The organism is Sporichthya polymorpha DSM 43042 (genome assembly GCF_000384115.1).
GTDB lineage: Bacteria > Actinomycetota > Actinomycetes > Sporichthyales > Sporichthyaceae > Sporichthya > Sporichthya polymorpha.
Genome location: NZ_KB913029.1, coordinates 2,841,713 through 2,862,478, shown reverse-complemented (window position 1 = coordinate 2,862,478; position 20,766 = coordinate 2,841,713). Strand labels below are relative to the sequence as shown.

Here is a 20,766-nt window from a genome sequence, read left to right as displayed (position 1 = left end):
CGGGGCCGATCTGCGCACTGGGTGGAGTTGGGCCCGCGGACGCCCGGCGGATGGCGCTTCGAGGCACCGATCTGACAGATTGCCAGTGTGCCGAGAGCCGAGGGAGGGGAACCTCCGGTCTCGGCCGCCGGCCTGGTTCGCCGCATCGCAGCCCGACTGATCGACACCGCTCTGTGCGCCGGGGCAATCGGACTCGCGGTGCTCGCCGGCGCGGACACCACCGAGTGGACAGTTGTTGGGATCTTGTTGGGAGCGGTGTTCGCCTATGAGGTGGTGGCCGTCGCGCGCTGGGGGACGACTGTCGGAAAGCTGTTGCTCGGACTTCGCGTGCTCCGATTCCACGGCGGGTCCAACCCCGTTCAGGGCGCGCCACGGGGCGGGTCGGTGCTTACTGGCTGATCGGCGCGATCCCCTGCGGGATCGGACCGCTGATTCTGTTGGTGACCACGGCGACGGATCAGTCGGGTTGGCGGCGGGGTTGGCACGACCGGGCGGCCGGCACTGTCGTTGTCGAGCTCGCGCGGCAACGCCCAGAGATCGATGGGTGAGAGGCACTATGACCGTTCCCCCGTGGGAGCAGCAGGGCATGAGCCTCGCCCAGGCGTGGGAGGTCTTCGAGTTCCCGCCCGGCGTAGAGCCCGGTGGCCTGCGCCGCCGTTGGCTGGCCCGACTCGTGGATCTGCTGCTCCTGGCACCGTTCGTCCTTCTCGTCCTGCTCGGCACCGACAGCGACTCCACCGCACAACGAGTCGCCGGGGTGTGCCTGTTGGCGGTCTGGGGCGCCTACGAGATCGGCTCCCTGACGCGGTCCGGCGCCACTTTGGGCAAGCGGCTGCTGCGAATCCGCGTCGCCCGAATGGACACCCTCGCGAACCCTGGGCTCAGCTCCGCCGGGTTGCGATGGCTGTTCCTGGTCTTCTCGCTCGGCGGCTTGCCGCGCCTGCTGCTCACTGCGTTATCGCCACACAGCGACGGCGACGGACGGCAGCGCAGCTGGGCCGACCAGCTGACCGGGACGATCGTCATCAGAGCGCGGTGAGGCGTCGCGCGAGCGAACCCCGCGTCAGGTCAGCAGCAGGTGGACCTGGAGCTCGCCGATGAGGAAGCCGAGGACGCCGCCGACGGCGATGAGCTTCCACTCGTCCTGTTTGAACGCGGGGCGGAGGAGGTTCTCGTACTCCTCGTCGGTCATCGCGGACATCTTGGTGATGATCGTGCCCTGGACGTCGAGGGCCTCCATCGCGTAGGCGCCGACGTCGTCGATGCTGCCCCGCATGCGGGTGACGGCGGCGGCGACGATCTCGGAGCGGAGCTCCTGGTACTTGCGGCCGCCGACGGCGAGGACGACGAGCGGCTTGGCCGGGCCGACCTGGGCGTTGACGGCGGTGTCGACCTCGCGGGCGACGAGCGCGAAGAGGCGGTCGGCCTGCGGGCCGGTGAGCATGGCGTCGATCAGGTTCGTCGGGGTGAGGATCTCCTCACCGAGGACCTTCGCGTAGTCCTCGATGACCTGGGCACGACGACGGTGGAACAGGCCCTGCCAGCGGAAGATCGCGAAGCGGCGGGGCTGGACCGGGCGGAAGATCAGCTGCAGCGCGGCCCAGTCGGAGAGGAAGCCGACGAGGCCGCCGAAGATCGGCACGACCCACTCGTTGTGCGTGGCCGCCCAGACGCCGGCTTGGACGCAACCGAGGACGAACCCGAACGGCGCGCCCACGCGGATGATGAAGTTGAACTCGTTCTTGCCGATCCGCCGGATCAGCGAGACGAGCAGGGCCTTGTCGCGGACCAGCGCGTCGACCGCGACGGCCCGCAGGTCGATGACCGACTCGGGGTCGCGCTTGAGGTCGTCGACGAGGCGTTCGACCATCTTCGGCGCCTGCCGTTGGACGGCCCAGATGACCGCCTTGCGGCCGACCTCGGGCATCGCCTCCCAAACCAGCGGCTGATGGCGCGCCATGATCTCGCGCGTCATCTCGTCGATGGTGGCGCGCATCGGTTCCTGCAACCGAGCGGCCATCTCGCGGCCATCGATGCGGTCGAAGAGCTCCCGTGTCGTCAGCAGTCGGGAGAGCATCAGGTCGGTGGCGATCGCCGCCATGCGCGGCGCGAAGCGCGGGATGACGCCCTGCCACCCGAGGTACGGCGGGATGCCCTTGAACTCAAGCGGCCGCATCATCATCTCGACGGCGACCAGCTTGGTGACGTACCCGATGATGGCGGCGATCAGCGGCATCGAGACGTAGATGGCCCACGTCGGCAGCTCGATGTGCACGCACCCTCCTGATTCGCTGCCCGAAGGGTACGGGTCGGCCCTACTCGCAGGTAGCGCAATCCGCCGCCCGGCCGTCAGGGGCCGTTGTGAGACCTCGCAGGCCCGGATGCTTAGCTGGGATCGTGGCCGCGCCCGACTCGACGTCCGACCAGGACCACCCGCTGCCGCCGGGTCAGAAGGCGCGACCGGACCTGCCGGTCCGCCACTACGGCCCCGTCCCTCGTCGCAAACCTGACCCGTGGCCGATCGCGGTCGGTGGTCAGCTCGCCGACCGCGCCGTGACGACTTCCGTCGCGGAACTGCTCGATGCCCCGGCCACCGGCGTCACCGCCGACCTGCACTGCGCCAGCGGCTGGAGCTGCCTCGACCTGGAGTGGGAGGGCGTGCCGGCCGCGACGCTGCTCGAGGTGGCCCCGCCGCCGCCCGGCGTCACCGACGTCCTCGTCTACGGCGAGTACGGCTACTCGGCGAACGTCACCGTCGAGGACCTGCGATCCCCGCAGGCACTGATTGCCACGACGCTCAACGGCGTCCCGCTCTCGGCGGAGCACGGCGCGCCGGTCCGGCTCGTGCTGCCCCACCTGTACTGCTGGAAGGGTCCGAAGTGGTTCCGCGGCTGGGACTACGTCACGCCGGACACCCTCGGCTTCTGGGAGGCCCGGGGTTACCACCGCGTCGGCAACTGCTGGCTGGAGCAGCGCCACACGCTTCCCGGGCCTCCCAAGGAAGACCTGATCTGAGCGGGTCCTGCCGAGCGGCTCAGCTGACCGTCTGACCGACCGGCTGCTCGGCGCCCAGCGGCGTCAGCACGACCTTCTGCGCGACCCCGTTCGGCGGAGCGATGCGCCCGGCGTGCGGGGCGTAGCCCGGGGCGGACGCAATCACCGCGTACGCCTCGGCGCCGGCGGCCGAGGGCAGGTACGACCCGGTCTCGTCCGCCGTGCCGACCTCGAGCTCACGACCCGACCGACTCAGCAGCGTCACCGACGCCCCCGGAACCGGAGCCCCGTCGACGCCGCGGACCACCAGGCCCGGGCCCACCGGTCGCACGGTGAGCGTCGACGCCTCGGTCGCGGCGGCGGTCGCCTTGCTCATCGTCTCCGGGGAAACGGGAGCCGGCGCGGCCGGCGCGGCCGGCGCCGGCGCCGAGCCCGGCCCGCCGCGGAGCGGGACGTGCTTGATCGCGAGCGCCGCCGGGATCGCGAGGGCCGCGAGGATCGCGGACACCACGAAGACCGGCGAGAGGCCGTCGACGATGCCGTGCTGGATCGCGTCGACGACCTGCTCGGGCATGGTCCGGACGACCTCGGGCGAGAGCTCGGTGCCGTCGCCGACCGGGTTGTTTGGCCCGAGGCGGTCGGTGATGGTGCCGGTGAGCTGGTGCGCGTAGATCGCGCCCAGCGCGCTGACACCCAGCGAGCCGCCCATGCTGCGGACGAAGGTCGCGGTCGCGGTGGCCGCGCCGATGTCCTTCATCTCGACGCTGTTCTGCGCGATCAGCATCGTCGACTGGAACAGCAGGCCCATGCCGGAGCCCATGATGAACATGTAGATGCCGGTCTCGACCTCGCCGGTCCCGGTGCCCATGGTCGCCATCAGCGCGAGGCCGACGGCCATCGCCACGGTGCCGAGAATCGGGTAGATCCGGTACGACCCGGTCTTGGTGATCAGCTGGCCCGAGGTGACGCTGGTGAACAGCGAGCCCACCATCATCGGCATCAGCAGCAGACCGGAGTTGGTGGCGGACTGCCCCTGCACGTACTGCTGGAACTGCGGCAGGAAGGTCATGCCGCCGAACATCACGAACCCGACCGCGAAGCTGAGCACCGCGACGTAGGTGAAGTTCGAGTTGCGGAAGACCCCGAGCGGCAGGACCGGCTCGGCCGCCCTGCGCTCGACGCCGAGGAAGGCGACGAACCCGATCACGCTGACCGCGACCAGCCCGAGGATCGTCGGGGAGCCCCAGCCGTACTCGGTGCCGCCCCAGCTGGTGACGAGGATGATCGCGGTGACCCAGGTGACCATCAGGCCGGTGCCCCACCAGTCGATGGAGACCTTCTTCTTCGGCGGCTTCGGCAGGTGCATGGTCGCCATGACCACGAACAGCGCGAGGCCACCGACAGGCACGTTCACGTAGAACGCCCAGCGCCACGAGGCGTGGTCGGTGATCCAGCCGCCGATGAGCGGACCGGCGATCATCGACACCGGCATGATCGCCATGAAGTAGCCGGCGTACTTGCCCCGCTCGCGGGGCGGCACGATCACGGCCATCACCGCCATGACGCCCACGATCAGACCGCCCGCGCCCAGACCCTGGAAGGCGCGGAACAGGATCAGTTCGGTCATGCTCTGAGCCATGCCGCACAGCGCGGAGCCGACCAGGAACATCACGATCGAGCCGACGAAGATCAGCTTCCGGTCGAAGAGATCCATCAGCTTGCCCCACACGGGGGTCGCGACGGCGACGCCGAGGATGTAGGCCGTGGTCACCCAGGCCAGGTGCTCGAGCCCCCCGAGCTCACCGACGATCGTCGGCAACGCCGGCGCGACGATCATGTTGTCGAGCATCGCGAGCATCATCGCGATCATCAGACCCGACATCACGAGAAGAATTTCGCGATGTGATCGCTGCTCGTACCCGAATTCGTCGACCGGGCGCGAGGCAGGCGGGGCGGCCGGCGCTGCCGGTGCCTCCTGGGACATGCGTGGACTCCTGCCGTTCGGCTGTGCGTTCCCCTCCGGCCACCTAAGCTAACTGACCGGTCGGTAAGCTCGCAACGCATTTGCCGGCGCGCACATTCCGTTCGAGGCAGAACTGGCCGAACGGATGAGGTCTACACCCCCTAGATTTACTCGCAGCCCGCGCGGATGCGACTGGATTTTCGCGACGAACGTTTTCCCAGGAGGCCCGATGAGTGCCGAGCCGGCGCCGCAGGCGCCGACCCCGGGTACCCGTGCCCGCGCGCTCTCGACGGCGCTCGACCTGTTCAGCCGCGACGGCTACGACGGGGTCTCCATGCGCCAGGTCGCCGAGGAGCTCGGCGTCACCAAGGCCGCGCTGTACCACCACTTCACGAGCAAGGAAGAGATCGCCCGCGAGCTCGTCGGGAGCTACCTCGACGCCGTCGAGGAGATCGTGACCTGGGCCGAGCAGACCCGCCCCGACCTCGACGAGCTGCTCGCCCGGTGGGCGGACCTGGTCCGCGCCCAGGGCCTGCAGATCGGCAAGTTCATCAACGCCAACCAGCGCCTGATGCGCGAGCTCGGCCTGGTCTCCGGGGAAGGTCCGCGGCGGGCCGTCGACCGGATCGCGGCGACCGTCGTCGGCCCCGAGGCTCGCCCCGAGCTGCGGCTGCAGGTGCGGATGGCGCTGCTCGCGATGCACATGGCCGCGATCGCGTCCGAGGGTCTGCCGCTCGAGCCGGACGTGGTCTTCCGCATCGCGCGGGACGTCGCCGCCTCGATCGTGCGCAACGCGCAGTCCTGACGCGTCGGTTCAATTCCCGCCATTCACCCGCCAACACCGTCAAGTCGCGGCGCCCACGGACCGACAAACAGGTCACGACGCTGCCGACCGGAGGACGGGACATTGTGCGTGCGCGCTGGTGGCCCGGGTCGGGCTCGGTGTCGAACGGCGGCCCGGCCGAGGTGATCGGCGTCCTCGGCCGTGCCGCCGGTCTGGTCACGATCGGCGCGGACATCTCCCCCGTCGAGGTCGTCGACGAACTCGTCTCGCACGCGCTGACCGACCGCGCGTCGGACATCCACATCGAGCCGCAGGAGTACCGCGTCCGCGTCCGGTACCGGGTTGACGGGGTGCTGCACGAGGTCCTGCAGATGCCGCTCGAGCTCGCCGCCGGCGTGGTCAGCCGCATCAAGGTCCTCGCCGGCATGGACATCGTCGAGAAGCGCCGTCCCCAGGACGGCCAGTTCATCTTCCGGACCGCTGATGCGCGCGGCGAACGCGCGGTGGATGTCCGGGTGTCGACCACCCTCGGGGTCAACGGCGAGAAGGTCGTGCTGCGGCTGCTCGAGTCCGAGCGCCGTCGCGTCCGCTACGCCGAGCTCGGCATGCACCCCGAGACCGCCCGCGCCTGGGCCGCCGCGGCCGCGAACACCTCCGGCATGCTGCTGTGCTCCGGCCCGACCGGCAGCGGCAAGACCACGACGCTCTACGCGACCCTCGGCGAGCTCGACTCCGTCGGCGCGAACCTCTGCTCGATCGAGGACCCCGTCGAGTACGTCGTCGACACCATCACGCAGATCCAGATCAACCCTGCGATCGGAACCACGTTCGCGACCGGCCTGCGCTCGCTGCTGCGCCAGGACCCGGACGTCATCCTCGTCGGCGAGATCCGCGACCCGGAGACCGCGAAGATCGCCGTGCAGGCCGCGCTCACCGGGCACCTCGTCCTCTCGACCGTCCACGCCCGCGACTCGGTCTCCGCGCTGTACCGGTTCCTGGAGATGGGCGTCGAGCCGTACCTCGTGACGTCCTCGGTCCTGACCGTGATGGCGCAGCGACTGCTGCGGCGGACCTGCCCGACGTGCGCCCGCCCCGCCGAGCCCACCCCCGAGCAACGCGCGATCTACCTCCGGCACGGCGGTACCCCGAAGGCCGAGTTCCTCGTCGGCACCGGCTGTTCCGCCTGCGGCGGCACCGGCTACCACGACCGCGTCGGCGTCTACGAGATGCTCCGCATGACCCCCTCGATCCGCGCCCTCGTCGCCGACGGCGCCAACGCCGACGTCGTCCGCTTCGAAGCCATCGCCGAGGGCATGCCCACCCTGATCACCGAAGCCGTCCGCCTCGTCTCCGAGGACCTCACCACCCTCGACGAGGTCCTCCGCGTCATCGCCGCGGAGTGATCATCCCCTGACCCCGTTACGTCCGTGAAAACGGTCGCCCCGACGACCACTTTCCCGGACGCAAGCCAGGTTCAGCGGATCCGGGCCGGCGGGGGCGCGACGTAGGCGTGGCCGAGCTCGGTCGCCAGCCGGGCCAGCAGGGCGTCGCGGGCGGGTTCGAGTTCCGCGACCGCGCGGCGCCACGACCCGAGGTGGGCCTCATCCCGGGCGGCGCGGACGGCGGCGACCTCCTCCTCGGTCTTCGCGGCGTCGACGTAGGTGACGGTGAACCCCGACGGTTGCGCTTGCAACGTCTCGGAACGACGTTGAGCCTCCGCGTCGGCCGCAGTGGCCCAGTCCTCGAAGCGGTCACGCCAGGCTTGGAGGTCGGCGAGCAGCTCGTCCGACAGGCCGAGGGTCGCGGGGTCGACGGGGCGCCGGTCGATCGTCACCTCGACGGTCCGCACCCCGACCCAGAGCCCGACGACCGAGCGCCCGGACGGTTCCGCCCGCGGCCCGGGTGGCTCCGTGTCCATCCCCCGAAGCTGACCCCAGCCGAAACGCGTCTCACAGATCCAGTCGTTGAGGTCGGACACCAACCGTTCCACGATGTCGTCGACGTCGTGGAGGTAGAACCCGAGTGTTCCGAGCCAGGCGGTGTGTTCCTCGCCCTCGATCGCCCGGATCACCAGGTAGAGCGAGTCCGGCTCGTCCCCCGGCCGGGCGGCGTTCGGGTTGTTCGGCCACCGCTTCCAGGCCCAGCGGGTCTCGTCGGTGTCGGGCCAGTCGTCGGCGACGACGAGGTCGGCGGAGACCAGCTCCCCCGGCCGCAGCATCGCGCTCAGCACCGGATCCACGACCCGGCGCCGAACCTCGTCGAGGTCGTTCAGATCGAGGTCCGCGCGCACGCCCCCATCCAACCGCGTTGCGTCCGACGATGTGGTTGCTATTGCAGCCACATCGTCGGACGCACGATCCCCCGCGCCGCCGTCTGACCCGAAGAAGGCGGACAGGTCAGGCGGCGGCAGCTCAGGCGGCGGGTTTCAGCACGTAGCCGGCGCCGCGGAGGGTGTGGATCATCGGCTCGCGGCCGGCATCGATCTTCTTGCGCAGGTAGCAGATGTAGATCTCGACGACGTTCGCCTGGCCGCCGAAGTCGTACTTCCAGACGCGGTCGAGGATCTGGGCCTTCGAGAGCACCCGCTTCGGGTTGCGCATCAGGTAGCGGAGCAGCTCGAACTCGGTCGCGGTCAGCTTGATCTCCTCGCCCCCGCGGCGGACCTCGTGGCTGTCCTCGTCCATGACGAGGTCGCCGACGACGAGGCGGTTCGCGTTGGCGTTGCCGGCCGCGAGCGAGCGGCGGACGAGGCTGCGCAGGCGCGCCACGACCTCCTCGAGGCTGAACGGCTTGGTGACGTAGTCGTCGCCCCCGGCGGTCAGGCCGGCGACGCGGTCGGCGACGGCGTCCTTCGCGGTCAGGAACAGCACCGGGGTGTCGGCCTCGGCGCGCAGCTTGTGCAGAACGGTCAGACCGTCCATGTCGGGCAGCATGATGTCGAGCACGACCGCGTCGGGCCGGAACTCGCGGGCGACGCGGAGGGCGTCCGAGCCGTTGGCGGCGGTCCGGATCTCCCAGCCCTCGTAGCGCAGTGCCATCTGCAACAACTCGGACAGGCTCTGCTCGTCGTCGACGACCAGGACGCGCACCGGGCTGCCGTCGGGGTGGCGCACGATCGGGCGCTCGGCGGGCTCGACGGGGCTGGACGGGTTCGGGATCAACGTCGTCATGCCGATTACTGTCGGTCGGGGGTCTGTCGCAGCTCTGTGCCGACCTTGTGGGTGCGCTGTGACCCCATCAACCGTTGGTGCCGCGGGCCCCCGGCCTGGCAAAAACCGCAGGTCGGAGAGATCCTCGTAGGGAGAACACGCTGTCCCCGGCACGTCTGTGTGACCGCAAAGGAGCTCGACTGATGTCTGCCCCCGCCCCGTCCTACGCCTCCGGCACGTCCGACGTCCCGCTGCTCGGCGAGACGATCGGCGCGGTTCTGACCCGCCGGGCCCGGGACAACGGCGACCTCGAGGCCCTGGTCGACGTCCAGGCCGGCAAGCGCTGGACGTTCGCCGAGCTCGACGCGGACGTCTCCCGCCTGGCCGCCGGGCTGCTCGCCAAGGGCATTCAGGCCGGCGACCGGGTGGCGCTGTGGGCGCCGAACCTCGGCGAGTGGGTCATCACCCAGTACGCGGCCGCGCGCGTCGGCGCGATCCTGGTCGTCGTCAACCCGGCGTACCGGACCCACGAGCTCAAGTACGTGCTCAACCAGTCGGGCAGCCGGATGCTGATCACGGTCCCGTCCTTCAAGACCAGCGACTACCGCGCGATGGTCGGCGAGGTCGCGCCCGAGTGCCCCGAGCTTGCGGACATCGTCTTCATCGGCGACCCGGAGTGGACCCAGCTCTCGACCGGCACCGAGCCCGGCCCCGAGGTGATGGAGCGTCAGGACTCACTGAGCTTCGACGACCCGATCAACATCCAGTACACCTCGGGCACGACGGGCTTCCCCAAGGGCGCGACGCTGACCCACCACAACATCCTGAACAACGGCTACTTCGTCGGTGCCGTCTGCAGATACACGTCCGATGACCGGGTCTGCGTGCCGGTGCCCTTCTACCACTGCTTCGGCATGGTCATGGGCAACCTCGCGGGCCTCTCCCACGGCGCGACGGTCGTCATCCCCGCCCCCGCGTTCGACCCGGCCGCGACGCTGAAGGCCGTGGCGCAGGAGCGCTGCACCTCGCTCTACGGGGTCCCGACGATGTTCATCGCGATGCTCGCCGACCCGTCGATCGGCGACCTCGACCTCACCAGCCTGCGGACCGGCATCATGGCCGGCTCCCCCTGCCCGGTCGAGGTCATGAAGCGCGTCGTGTCGGAGATGGGCATGTCCGAGGTGACGATCGCCTACGGGATGACCGAGACCTCGCCGGTCTCGTGCCACACCCGTACCGACGACGACCTCGAGCGTCGCGTCTCCACGATCGGCCGCGTGCACCCGCACCTGGAGATCGCGATCGTCGACCCCGAGACCAACAAGATCGTCCCCCGCGGCACTCGCGGCGAGTTCCGCACCCGCGGCTACTCGGTGATGCGCGGCTACTGGAACGACCCCGAGAAGACCGCCGAGGCCATCGACGAGGCCGGCTGGATGCGCACCGGCGACCTCGCCGAGATGGACGCTGACGGCTACGTCAAGATCGTCGGCCGCATCAAGGACACCGTCATCCGCGGCGGGGAGAACATCGCCCCCCGCGAGATCGAGGAGTTCCTCTACACACACCCGGACATCGTCGACGTCCAGGTCGTCGGCGTCCCCGACGAGAGGTTCGGCGAGGAGCTCTGCGCCTGCGTCAAGGTCGCCGAGGGCAAGACCCTCGACGCCGCGGCGGTCCGCGAGTTCTGCACCGGCAAGATCTCCCACCACAAGATCCCGAAGTACGTCGTGATCGTCGACGACTACCCGATGACCGTCACCGGCAAGATCCAGAAGAACATCCTCCGCGAGCGCATGGCCCAGCAGCTCGACCTCGCCCCTGGCGAGGACGGCTCGAAGCCGGTCTGACAGCCCGTCTGACCTGTGTCAAGAAAGGGTGACACCCCTTACTGCGGAGTAAGGGGTGTCACCCTTTTCTGACGGGGTCAGGCGAAGGCGGGGCGGACCTCGGCGGCGATCAGTTCGACGTGGTCGAGGTCGGCGAGGTCCAGGGTCTGGAGGTAGACCCGGACGATGCCGGTCGCCTCGAGGAGACGGCCGATCTTGTCGACGACCTCCGCGGGGGTGCCGGCGAGGCCGTTCTCCTTGAGCTCGTCGACCTCGCGGCCGATCGCGGCAGCGCGGCGGGCGACCTCGGCGTCGTCGCGGCCGACGCAGACGACCTGGGCGAGCGAGCGGCGCATCGTCGCCGGGTCGCGGCCGATCGCGCGGCAGGCGTCGTCGACGCGGGCGAACTGCGTCGTCGCGGTCTCCAGCGGCTGGAACGCGACGTTGAACTCGGCGGCGAACTGCGCGGCCAGGGCCGGGGTCCGCTTGGCGCCGACACCGCCGATGACGACCGGCGGGCCGGGCCGCTGGGTCGGCTTCGGCAGGCCGGGCGAGTCGAGCACCTCGTAGTGCTTGCCCGAGAACGTGAAGCCGCCTTCGGTCGCCCACAGGCCGGTGATGACCTCGAGCTGCTCGGCGAAGCGGTCGAACCGCTCACCGGTGTCCGGGAAGCGGAGCCCGTAGGCCTGGTGTTCGCGCTCGTACCACCCGGCCCCGAGGCCGAACTCGACGCGGCCGCCGGACATTCCGTCGACCTGCGCGACCGCGATCGCGAGCGGGCCGGGCTCACGGAACGTCGCGGCGGTGACGAGCGTCCCGAGCCGGACGCGGGAGGTCTCACGCGCCAGGCCGGCCAGCGTGATCCAGGCGTCGGTCGGGCCGGGCAGGCCCTCCCCGTCCCCCATCACGAGGTAGTGGTCGGACCGGAAGAAGGCGGCGTAGCCCGCGTCCTCGGCGGTCCGGGCGACGGCGAGCAGATCGTCGTAGGAAGCGCCCTGCTGCGGTTCGGTGAACACGGCGAATTCGAGAGCAGTCACGCAACGACCTTAGGCCGATCGGGCGAATCGGGACGGACCGGGAACTCGAGGCACCGGGCCGTCGACCTGTTGCAGTAGCGCCTGACACCGATCGCACCAACGACGCCGCGGCGAGTGGACGGGCATCCCGCACCAGGAGGACGCCGATGGCGCTCGACGTCGCGCCCGTCCGGACCGAGACCGGCGGACCCACGCCCCCGCCACCCGTCCTGCCCGGCCCCGGCCCACGCCGGCGCCGCCCGGAGACGACGCGCCTGCTGGTGCGTCTGCACTTCCTCTCCGGCTTCCTCGCTGCACCGATCATCCTGTCGCTCGCGGTCACGGGGATCCTGTTCGCCTGGAACCCGCAGATCGAGTCGGCGCTGCACGACAAGACTCTTAGCGCGTCGTCGGTCGACTGGGCCGAACCCAAACCGCTCTCGGAACAGGTCGAGGCGGCACGTGCCGAACACCCGGGCTGGACGGTCACGGCGGTGACCCCGGCCGCACCGGACGCGTTCGAGGGCCGGGAGACGACCGCCGTCGCGCTGGCGCCGCCCGGCGGCACCGCGAGCGGATTCGGGCACGCGCCCGGCGCCGTGAGTGTCTACGTGGATCCCGTGACCGGCGAGGTCACCGGCGAGATCGTCGAGGACGAACGACCCGGCGAGTGGCTGCGCAACATGCACTCGAGCTGGCGGCTCGGCGACAACATCGCACCGCTGTCCGAGCTCGCCGCGAGCTGGCTGCTGGTCTCGATCCTCACCGGCATCTACCTGAAGTGGCCGACGATCCGCCGCTCGTTCGTCCGCGCCTTCTCCTTTCGCGGCGCCCGGACGCCCTACGCGCGGGCGAACGCGCTGCACACCACACTCGGGCTCTGGCTCACCGTCGCGCTGCTCTCGCTCGTCGGCACCGGCCTGACGTGGACGAACTTCGCCGGCTCCCGCGTCGACGACCTGCGTGCGACGTTCAGCAACTCCGGGCCGTCGCTCGACGCGAGCCTGCCCGGCGGTGCGCCGCTGTCCGCCCCGATCGGCGGGGCGCACAATGAGCACGCCGAGCACAACGGCGGATCTGACGTCCCGTCGGACGCCTCCGGCTTCGACGCCGCGGCCGTCCTGCCGCAGATCGACACCGTCGCCCGCTCGGCCGAGTCGGCGGGACTCGACGGCCTCGTGAAGTACACACCGCCCACCGCTGAGGGCAAGGGCTGGAAGGCCGAGCTCCGGGACACCAAGTGGCCGCTGGAACCGACGACGATCGCCGTCGACGGCAACACCGGCACGGTGCTCGACCGCGTCGACTGGGACGAAAAGCCCTGGATGGACCGCGCGACCTCGGCGGGCATCTACTTCCACCAGGCGACGCTCTTCGGAATCTGGACGCAGCTGTTCCTCACCGCACTGTCGATCGGCGTGATCGTGCTGATCGTCGCGGGCTACCGGATGTGGTGGATCCGCCGTCCGCGCGGCACCCTCGGCGTCCCGCCGCGGGTGTCGGGGCCGCTCTGGAAGACCGTGCCGGTGCCGATGATGGTCGTCTTCGGCCTGCTCGCCTACGCGCTGCCGACGCTGGCGGTGTCGTTCCTGCTCTACCTCGTGATCGAACGCATCTGGCGCTCGGTGCGCCGGGGAAGGGCGGCCACCCATGCATGACCACCACGGCGCCGGCGGCATGAACCTCATGCCGCTGTGGGTGCAGGTGCTCGGGACGCTGGTCCTCACCGTCATCACCGCGACGCACGTCGTCCACGTGCTGACGCTCGGCCCGGACCGGCCGCAGATCCGCGGGTGGCACTTCACCCACCTCGCGATGAACCTCGGCATGGTCTGGATGTTCGCCCCGTGGGCGTCGATGCCCGGCCAGGCGCGTGCGTGGCAGTACATCTTCGGCGCGCTGTCGATCGCGGTCGCGGCGTGGATGCTCGCGCAGTTCCAGCGCGGGGTGCCGGTGAACCTGCTCTGGGTCCCAGCGCTGATCGGCATGGTCGCGATGACGTACATGTGGCTGCAGCACCGCGGGCACGGCGTCGCCGTCGTGACCTACGCGCTGATCGCCTACTACCTGCTCGAGGCCGCGGCCTGGGCGCAGGGCTGGTTCACCGAGCGGTGCGGACGCCGCTCCTCGGCGCTGCCGTACGCGGTCGGTCCGCGCACCGGGACCGCCGCCGAGCTCGCCGGCGCCTGCGGACCCGACGTCCGCATCTCGCAGACCGCGTCGGCGCTGGTGATGGGCTACATGTTCCTCGCGATGGACGGTGGCGCGTCCGAGTTCGTCGAGCAGGCCTTCGGCACCGGCGCCGTGACCGAGCAGACGGTGTGGGCCGTCTCCGGGATCGCCCTGGTGGTGCTCGCCTGCGTCCCGCGCCCGGTCGCCGCCCGCGAGCGGGAGTCGGTCGCGGCCTGACGGTACGTCAGCCCGGCCGTCAGTCGGTGAGGCCCAGCCGCTTCGCCGCCAGCCCGGCGAGGATTTCCGACGTCCCGCCGCCGATGCCGAGGATCCGCATGTCGCGGTACTGGCGCTCGACCTCGGCCTCGCGCATGTAGCCGAGCCCGCCGTGGAGCTGGACGGCCTGGTCGACGACCCACTCGCCGGCCTCGACGGCGGTGTTCTTCGCGAAGCAGACCTCGGTCACGCAGTCCTCGCCCTCGGTGTACCGGACCGCAAGGTTGCGCGTGTAGGTGCGGGCGACGTCGATCCGCCGGGCCATCTCGACCAGGGTGTGCTGCACCAGCTGACGGCTGATCAACTTCTCGCCGAACGTCGCTCGCAACCGGCACCACTCGACGGTCAGGTCCAGGCACCGCTGGGCCGCGGCGTAGGCCTGAACCGCGAGCATCAGCCGCTCGGTGACGAAGTGCTGCGCGATCTGGACGAAGCCGGTGTTCTCGGCTCCGACGAGGTTGGTTACCGGGACGCGACAGTCGGTGAACGCGAGCTCGGCGGTGTCCGAGCACAGCCAGCCCATCTTCTCCAGCTTCCGGGAGACGGTGAACCCCGGCGTCCCGCGCTCGATCACCAGCAGGGAGACCCCGCGGGCCCCGGGGCCGCCCGTCCGCACCGCCGTCACGACGAAGTCGGCCCGACACCCGGAGGTGATGTAGGTCTTGGCCCCGTTGACCACGTAGGAGTCGCCGTCCCGGACCGCGGTGGTCCGGAGCCCCGCGACGTCCGAGCCGCCGTCGGGTTCGGTGATCGCCAGGGCCCCGATCGCGGTCCCGGCCAGCGCGGGCCGGACCCAGCGCTCGATCTGGCCCGGGTCACCGGCCGCGATCAGGTGCGGCACCGAGATCCCGGTGGTGAACAGGCTCGCGATCAGCCCGCCCGCGGCGCCCGCGTAAAGAGCCTCCTCGGTCAGCGTGACCAGGTCGATCGCGTCCCCGCCGCCTCCCCCGGCCGATTCCGGGTACTGCAACCCCAGCAGCCCCACGCGCGCCGCGGCGAGGTGCAGATCACTCGGCAGTTCACCGGCGCGTTCCCAGGAATCCTGGTGGGGCAGTACCTCGTTGACCACGAATGCCCGCACCAGCTGGCGCAGCGCGAGCCGTTCGGGGGTCCGGTACGGATCCATGGAGCTCAAGGTTCCTCCGACATCGCTCGTACGATGGAGGTGCTGCGCTGCCGGGCCAGGCCCGGAAAACGCCCGAGTTAGGACCGAACAATGGCAGATCTGCGTTCCCGCACCAGCACGCACGGCCGGAACATGGCCGGAGCGCGCGCCCTCTGGCGCGCGACCGGCATGACCGACAGTGACTTCGGGAAGCCGATCATTGCGGTAGCGAATTCGTTCACGCAGTTCGTCCCGGGCCACGTCCATCTCAAGGACCTCGGCCAGCTCGTCTGCGCCGAGATCGCCGCCGCGGGCGGCGTCGGGCGCGAGTTCAACACGATCGCGGTCGACGACGGCATCGCCATGGGCCACGGCGGCATGCTCTACAGCCTCCCGAGCCGTGAGCTGATCGCGGACTCGGTCGAGTACATGGTCCAGGCCCACCAGGCCGACGCCCTCGTCTGCATCTCGAACTGCGACAAGATCACCCCGGGCATGCTCATCGCCGCCATGCGGCTGAACATCCCGACGGTCTTCGTCTCCGGCGGGGCGATGGAGGCCGGGAAGGTGGTCGTCAGCGACGGGGTGGCCCGTCCCAAGCTCGACCTGATCTCCGCGATGACGGCGTCCGCCGACGAGAGCGTCTCCGACGCCGAACTCCTCGACGTCGAGCGCTCCGCCTGCCCGACCTGCGGGTCGTGCTCGGGCATGTTCACCGCGAACTCGATGAACTGCCTCACCGAGGCTCTCGGCCTGTCGCTGCCGGGCAACGGCTCGACGCTCGCGACGTCCGCCGCCCGCAAGGAGCTGTTCCTCGAAGCCGGCCGCATCGTCGTCGACCTGTGCCGCCGCTACTACGGCGAGGACGACGCCTCGGTGCTGCCGCGCAACATCGCGACCCGCGAGGCGTTCGCCAACGCGATGCGCCTCGACATCGCGATGGGCGGTTCGACGAACACCGTCCTGCACCTGCTCGCCGCGGCGCGCGAGGGAGAGGTCGACTTCGACCTCTCCGAGATCGACCGGCTCTCGCGCTCCACCCCGTGCCTGAGCAAGGTCGCGCCGAACACGCCGAAGTACCACATGGAGGACGTCCACCGGGCCGGCGGCATCCCCGCCCTGCTCGGCGAGCTCGAGCGCGCGGGTCTGCTCGAGCGCAACGTCCACACGATCCACTCGCCGGACCTGGAGTCCTGGCTCGCGGCCTGGGACATCCGCCGCGAGAACGCGAACCCGAAGGCGTTGGAGCTGTTCTCCGCCGCCCCCGGTGGTGTGCGCACCACCGAGGCGTTCTCCTCGACGGCACGCTGGGACAGCCTCGACACCGACGCCGCTGACGGCTGCATCCGCGACGTCGAGCACGCCTACTCCGCCGACGGCGGCCTCGCCGTCCTCTACGGCAACCTCGCCGAGAACGGCTGCGTCGTGAAGACCGCCGGCATCGCCGCGGACCAGCTGTACTTCAAGGGTCCGGCCAAGGTGACGGAGTCTCAGGAGGACGCGGTCTCCGCGATCCTCGGCGGGAAGATCGTCGCCGGTGACGTGGTCGTCGTCCGGTACGAGGGTCCCAAGGGCGGGCCGGGCATGCAGGAGATGCTCTACCCGACCTCGTTCCTCAAGGGCCGCGGCCTCGGCCCGTCCTGCGCGCTGATCACCGACGGCCGCTTCTCCGGCGGGACGTCGGGTCTCTCGATCGGCCACGTCTCCCCTGAGGCGGCCGCGGGCGGCACGATCGGTCTCGTCGAGGAGGGCGACCTCATCGAGATCGACATCCCGACCCGGTCGATCCAGCTGCTCGTCTCCCCCGAGGAGCTGGCCGCGCGCCGGGCCGCCCGGGAGAAGACCGGCTGGCAGCCCGTGAACCGGGAGCGTCCAGTCTCCGCGGCGCTGCGCGCCTACGCCTCGATGGCCCTGTCGGCCGACCAGGGCGCCGCCCGGCTCGTTCCCTGACCCTGCCTCTGCGGGATGACGTCCCGCACAGGGCCCTGTCGGCCCGTACGAGGGCTGACACCCGGGTCGTGTGGGACGTCATCCCGCCTGGGGTGGGCGGTCAGGCGGCTTTCGCCACCAGAAAGGGTGACACCCCCAGTGAAACTGCCGAGGCGGGAGAGGAGGTAGGGACGGATGAGGACGCCGACCCGACCCCCCTCGTCCTCGCGGTGCTCGCGCCCCTGCCGGGCGGACTCCTGCTGACGGTCCGCCGGGACCGCACTCCCGCCGAGGGCGCACGTAACACCGCGATCGACCACATCGCCGGGTTCGCCGCCGACATTTCCGGCGCGCGCGCGTAAGAATGACCGGCGTGACGACGCAACCCTCGGCCGAGGGAACCACCGAGAGTACCGACAGCGCTGCCGATCGCCCCGTCATCCTGACCATCGACGACGACCCGTCAGTTTCGCGTGCCGTCGCCCGCGACCTGCGCCGGAAGTACGGGGAGCGGCACCGGATCGTGCGGGCCGAGTCCGGCGCGGACGCGCTCGCGGCATTACGCGAGCTGAAGCTTCGCGGCGGCCGCGTGGCCGTCCTGCTCGCCGACTACCGGATGCCGGAGATGAGCGGCATCGAGTTCCTGGAACAGGCGATGGACCTGTTCCCCCGCGCCCGGCGTGCCCTGCTCACCGCATACGCCGACACCGACGCCGCGATCGCGGCGATCAACGTCGTCGACGTCGACCACTACCTGCTCAAGCCGTGGGACCCGCCGGAGGAGAAGCTCTACCCGGTCCTCGACGCGATGCTGGAGAGCTACTCCCGCGAGCCGGACGCGCCGGCCACCGAGGTGAAGGTCGTCGGCCACCGCTGGTCGCAGCCGTCGTTCACCGCGCGCGACTTCTTGGCCCGCAACGCGGTCCCCTACCGGTGGTACTCCGCCGACTCCCCCGAGGGTGAGCGGATCCTCGCCGCCGCCGGACAGGACGGCGCGACCCTGCCCGTCGTGGTGACGCCGGACGGACGGGCGCTGGTCGAGCCCGCGATGGCCGACCTGGCGAGCGCGGTCGGCCTCGCGACCGCACCGGTCGACGAGTTCTACGACCTCGTCGTCATCGGCGGCGGTCCGGCCGGGCTGGGGGCCGCCGTCTACGGCGCGAGCGAGGGCCTCCGGACCCTGCTGGTGGAAAAGCGCGCGACGGGCGGACAGGCCGGCCAGTCCTCGCGGATCGAGAACTACCTGGGCTTCCCTGACGGAGTGTCAGGTGCGCAGCTCGCGGATCGGGCCCGGCGGCAGGCCGTGAAGTTCGGGACCGAGATCCTGACCGCGCGGCACGCCGCAAGTCTGGCCCCGCGGGGCTCGGCGCTGTCCATCGGCCTCAGCGACGGGGTCGAGGTCGGCGCCCACACCGTCATTCTCGCCACCGGCGTCTACTACCGCGAACTCGACTGCCCCGGTGCGCGCGAGCTGACCGGCCGCGGCGTCTACTACGGCTCGGCCTCCACCGAGGCCGCGAGCTGCGAGGGCCGCGACGTGTACATCGTCGGGGGCGCCAACTCCGCGGGGCAGGCGGCGGTCTTCTTCTCCGCCCGCGCGAAGTCCGTCACGCTCGTCGTCCGTGGAGCCGGGCTCGAGGCGAGCATGTCGCACTACCTGATCGAGCAACTCCGGGCGATCGAGAACGTCAGCGTCCGGACGCACACCGTCGTCGAGCAGGTCCACGGCGAGGGCCACCTGGAGTCCCTCACCCTGCGCTGCACCGAGAGCGGCGTCGCCGAGGAGGTCGAGGCCAGCCACTGCTTCGTCTTCATCGGCGCGCAGCCGCGCACGGACTGGCTCGACGGGACCATCGCCCGCGATCCCCGCGGTTTCCTCCTCACCGGGCCGGACCTCCTCGTCGACGGTCAGCGTCCCGCCGGCTGGTCGCTCGACCGCGACCCGTGGCACCTCGAGTCCAGCGTCCCCGGCGTCTTCGTCGCGGGCGACGTCCGCAGCGAGTCGGTGAAACGCGTCGCCTCCGCCGTCGGCGAGGGCGCGATGGCAGTCACCCTCGCCCATCGATTTCTGGCGGGACCATGACCGACATCGTGATCGACACGGGTGTCCGCCTGACGCCCGATCAGGTGGGCGACCTGTTCCTCTTCGAGCACCTCACCGAGGAACAGCTCGCCTGGGTCACCGAACGCGCCTGGGTGGCCGAGGCGTCCGCGGGCGAGACCCTGCTGCGCGAGGGCGACCCCGCCGAGGTCTTCCTCCTCCTGCTCGACGGCGAGATCCGCCTGTGCCAGCGCGTCGGCCGCGACGAGGTCGAGGTGAACCGCAGCAGCACGGTCGGCGCGTACGCCGGCGCGATGCGCGCCTTCGTCCGGGACGAGACCGCCCAGCGGTACACGGTGTCGGTCCACGTGGTCCAGGACGCCCGCGTCCTCGTGATGCGCGCCGCGACGCTGGTCGAACTGATGCAGACCTGGTTTCCCATGGCGCTGCACCTGCTCGACGGCATGTTCATCGGGATGCGCAACAGCCAGGAGCGGGTCGGACGACGCGAGCAACTGCTCGCGCTCGGCGCTCTCTCCGCCGGCCTCACGCACGAGCTCAACAACCCCGCCGCGGCCGCGGTCCGCGCGACGGCCGGGCTGCGCGAGCGCGTCGGCACGATGAGGCACAAGCTGGCCAAGCTCGCGGACGACCAGATCGACCGCGACGTGCTGCGGCTGCTCGTCGAGACCCAGGAGGAGGCCGTCACCCTCGCCGCGAAGGCGCCGGACCTCACGGCGCTGGAGGCGTCCGAACGCGAGGACGAACTCTCCGACTGGATGGACGAGCGTGGCGTCACCAGCGGCTGGCAGCTCGCGCCGATCTTCGCCGCCGCCGGCACGTCCAACTCCTGTCTGGCTCGGATCCAGGGCGGTGTGCCGGCCGAGATGCTCGAACCGGCCCTGCACTGGCTCGCCTCCGCGCTGGAGACCGAGACGCTGCTGACCGAGATCACCGACTCCGTCACGCGCATCTCCACCCTCGTCGGCGCCGCCAAGCAGTACTCGCACATGGACCGCACCCCCTACGAGCGCGTCGACATCCATCTCGGGCTGAAGAGCACCCTGATGCTGATGGCCGGCAAGGCCGAGGGCATCCAGATCGTCAAGGAGCTCGACCGCGACCTCCCCCCGGTGCCGGTCTACCCGGCCGAGGTCAATCAGGTCTGGACGAACCTGATCGACAACGCGCTGCAGGCGATGAACGGCGAGGGGACCCTGACGGTCCGCAGCTGTCGGGACAACGACTTCGTCAAGGTGGAGATCTGCGACACCGGCCCCGGCGTCCCGCCCGAACTCCAGCTCAAGATCTTCCAGCCGTTCTTCACCACCAAGCCCGTCGGTCAGGGCAGCGGGCTCGGCCTCGACATCTCCTACCGCATCGTCGTCGAACGCCACGGCGGCGATCTCACCGTCTCCTCCGTCCCCGGCGACACCCGCTTCATCGTCCGGCTTCCGTTGACGGAGCGCGGGCCGTAACGTCAGCGAGATCGCGCGCTATAGCGCTCG

At 70.5% G+C, this 20,766-nt stretch carries 18 protein-coding genes; 12 read left to right on the top strand and 6 right to left on the bottom strand.

Annotation, left to right across the window (positions count from 1 at the left end):
- Positions 1-87: 87 nt before the first annotated feature.
- Together SPOPO_RS36170 and SPOPO_RS34830 are read left to right on the top strand one after the other, a co-directional pair.
- Positions 88-399 carry an RDD family protein gene (locus SPOPO_RS36170; RefSeq protein ID WP_169577199.1) on the top strand — a complete coding sequence of 104 codons (312 nt, stop codon included), beginning with the start codon at positions 88-90 and terminating at the stop codon, positions 397-399.
- A gap of 157 nt (positions 400-556) precedes the next feature.
- Positions 557-1,039, top strand: coding sequence for an RDD family protein (locus SPOPO_RS34830; RefSeq protein WP_019875465.1), 483 nt, complete (start codon positions 557-559; stop codon positions 1,037-1,039).
- A 24-nt stretch (positions 1,040-1,063) separates the two neighbouring features.
- Here the strand turns inward: SPOPO_RS34830 and SPOPO_RS0114020 are convergent, their stop codons facing one another.
- Complete coding sequence (locus SPOPO_RS0114020) at positions 1,064-2,275, bottom strand: DUF445 domain-containing protein (RefSeq protein ID WP_019875463.1); 1,212 nt, start codon at positions 2,273-2,275, stop codon at positions 1,064-1,066.
- A 122-nt stretch (positions 2,276-2,397) separates the two neighbouring features.
- Between SPOPO_RS0114020 and SPOPO_RS0114015 the strand changes: the two genes are divergently transcribed.
- Positions 2,398-3,015, top strand: coding sequence for a molybdopterin-dependent oxidoreductase (locus SPOPO_RS0114015; protein ID WP_019875462.1), 618 nt, complete (start codon positions 2,398-2,400; stop codon positions 3,013-3,015).
- A gap of 19 nt (positions 3,016-3,034) precedes the next feature.
- On the opposite strand, the gene SPOPO_RS29590 is transcribed toward SPOPO_RS0114015, so the two are convergent.
- Positions 3,035-4,978: an MFS transporter gene (locus tag SPOPO_RS29590; protein WP_211210900.1), complete on the bottom strand. Its 1,944-nt coding sequence runs from the start codon at positions 4,976-4,978 to the stop codon at positions 3,035-3,037.
- Positions 4,979-5,186: 208 nt separating this feature from the next.
- On the opposite strand from SPOPO_RS29590, the gene SPOPO_RS32855 reads away from it, so the two are divergent.
- Complete coding sequence (locus SPOPO_RS32855) at positions 5,187-5,762, top strand: TetR/AcrR family transcriptional regulator (RefSeq protein ID WP_019875460.1); 576 nt, start codon at positions 5,187-5,189, stop codon at positions 5,760-5,762.
- A gap of 104 nt (positions 5,763-5,866) precedes the next feature.
- Positions 5,867-7,144 carry a GspE/PulE family protein gene (locus SPOPO_RS29580; protein WP_019875459.1) on the top strand — a complete coding sequence of 426 codons (1,278 nt, stop codon included), beginning with the start codon at positions 5,867-5,869 and terminating at the stop codon, positions 7,142-7,144.
- A gap of 71 nt (positions 7,145-7,215) precedes the next feature.
- Here SPOPO_RS29580 and SPOPO_RS0113995 read toward each other — a convergent pair whose 3' ends face one another.
- The gene (locus SPOPO_RS0113995; protein ID WP_019875458.1) at positions 7,216-8,031 is read right to left on the bottom strand and encodes a hypothetical protein; all 816 of its coding nucleotides are present in this window, start codon (positions 8,029-8,031) and stop codon (positions 7,216-7,218) included.
- Between the two features lie 121 nt (positions 8,032-8,152).
- Entirely contained in the window at positions 8,153-8,911 is a 759-nt protein-coding gene (locus SPOPO_RS0113990; RefSeq protein WP_019875457.1) for a response regulator transcription factor, read from the bottom strand.
- A gap of 182 nt (positions 8,912-9,093) precedes the next feature.
- On the opposite strand from SPOPO_RS0113990, the gene SPOPO_RS0113985 reads away from it, so the two are divergent.
- Entirely contained in the window at positions 9,094-10,740 is a 1,647-nt protein-coding gene (locus tag SPOPO_RS0113985; RefSeq protein WP_019875456.1) for an AMP-binding protein, read from the top strand.
- A gap of 77 nt (positions 10,741-10,817) precedes the next feature.
- On the opposite strand, the gene SPOPO_RS0113980 is transcribed toward SPOPO_RS0113985, so the two are convergent.
- Positions 10,818-11,756 (bottom strand): LLM class F420-dependent oxidoreductase, encoded by a 939-nt coding sequence (locus SPOPO_RS0113980; RefSeq protein ID WP_033385043.1) that lies wholly within the window; start codon positions 11,754-11,756, stop codon positions 10,818-10,820.
- 146 nt (positions 11,757-11,902) lie between these two features.
- Here SPOPO_RS0113980 and SPOPO_RS0113975 point away from each other — a divergent pair, with 146 nt between their 5' ends.
- The gene (locus SPOPO_RS0113975) at positions 11,903-13,393 is read left to right on the top strand and encodes a PepSY-associated TM helix domain-containing protein (protein ID WP_019875454.1); all 1,491 of its coding nucleotides are present in this window, start codon (positions 11,903-11,905) and stop codon (positions 13,391-13,393) included.
- Positions 13,386-14,144, top strand: coding sequence for a DUF5134 domain-containing protein (locus SPOPO_RS0113970; RefSeq protein ID WP_019875453.1), 759 nt, complete (start codon positions 13,386-13,388; stop codon positions 14,142-14,144). Before SPOPO_RS0113975 ends, SPOPO_RS0113970 begins: the two co-directional genes overlap by 8 nt.
- 19 nt (positions 14,145-14,163) lie before the next feature.
- On the opposite strand, the gene SPOPO_RS0113965 is transcribed toward SPOPO_RS0113970, so the two are convergent.
- Positions 14,164-15,309, bottom strand: coding sequence for an acyl-CoA dehydrogenase family protein (locus tag SPOPO_RS0113965; RefSeq protein ID WP_019875452.1), 1,146 nt, complete (start codon positions 15,307-15,309; stop codon positions 14,164-14,166).
- Between the two features lie 90 nt (positions 15,310-15,399).
- Between SPOPO_RS0113965 and ilvD the strand changes: the two genes are divergently transcribed.
- The 4 genes from ilvD to SPOPO_RS0113945 all read left to right on the top strand — a co-directional run bounded on the left by ilvD (position 15,400) and on the right by SPOPO_RS0113945 (position 20,736).
- Positions 15,400-17,238 (top strand): dihydroxy-acid dehydratase, encoded by a 1,839-nt coding sequence (gene ilvD, locus SPOPO_RS0113960; protein WP_019875451.1) that lies wholly within the window; start codon positions 15,400-15,402, stop codon positions 17,236-17,238.
- A 68-nt stretch (positions 17,239-17,306) separates the two neighbouring features.
- Positions 17,307-17,579: a hypothetical protein gene (locus tag SPOPO_RS0113955; protein ID WP_019875449.1), complete on the top strand. Its 273-nt coding sequence runs from the start codon at positions 17,307-17,309 to the stop codon at positions 17,577-17,579.
- Positions 17,580-17,581: 2 nt separating this feature from the next.
- Entirely contained in the window at positions 17,582-19,300 is a 1,719-nt protein-coding gene (locus SPOPO_RS0113950; protein WP_019875447.1) for an NAD(P)/FAD-dependent oxidoreductase, read from the top strand.
- The gene (locus tag SPOPO_RS0113945) at positions 19,297-20,736 is read left to right on the top strand and encodes a sensor histidine kinase (protein ID WP_019875445.1); all 1,440 of its coding nucleotides are present in this window, start codon (positions 19,297-19,299) and stop codon (positions 20,734-20,736) included. Before SPOPO_RS0113950 ends, SPOPO_RS0113945 begins: the two co-directional genes overlap by 4 nt.
- The last annotated feature ends 30 nt before the right edge of the window (positions 20,737-20,766 follow it).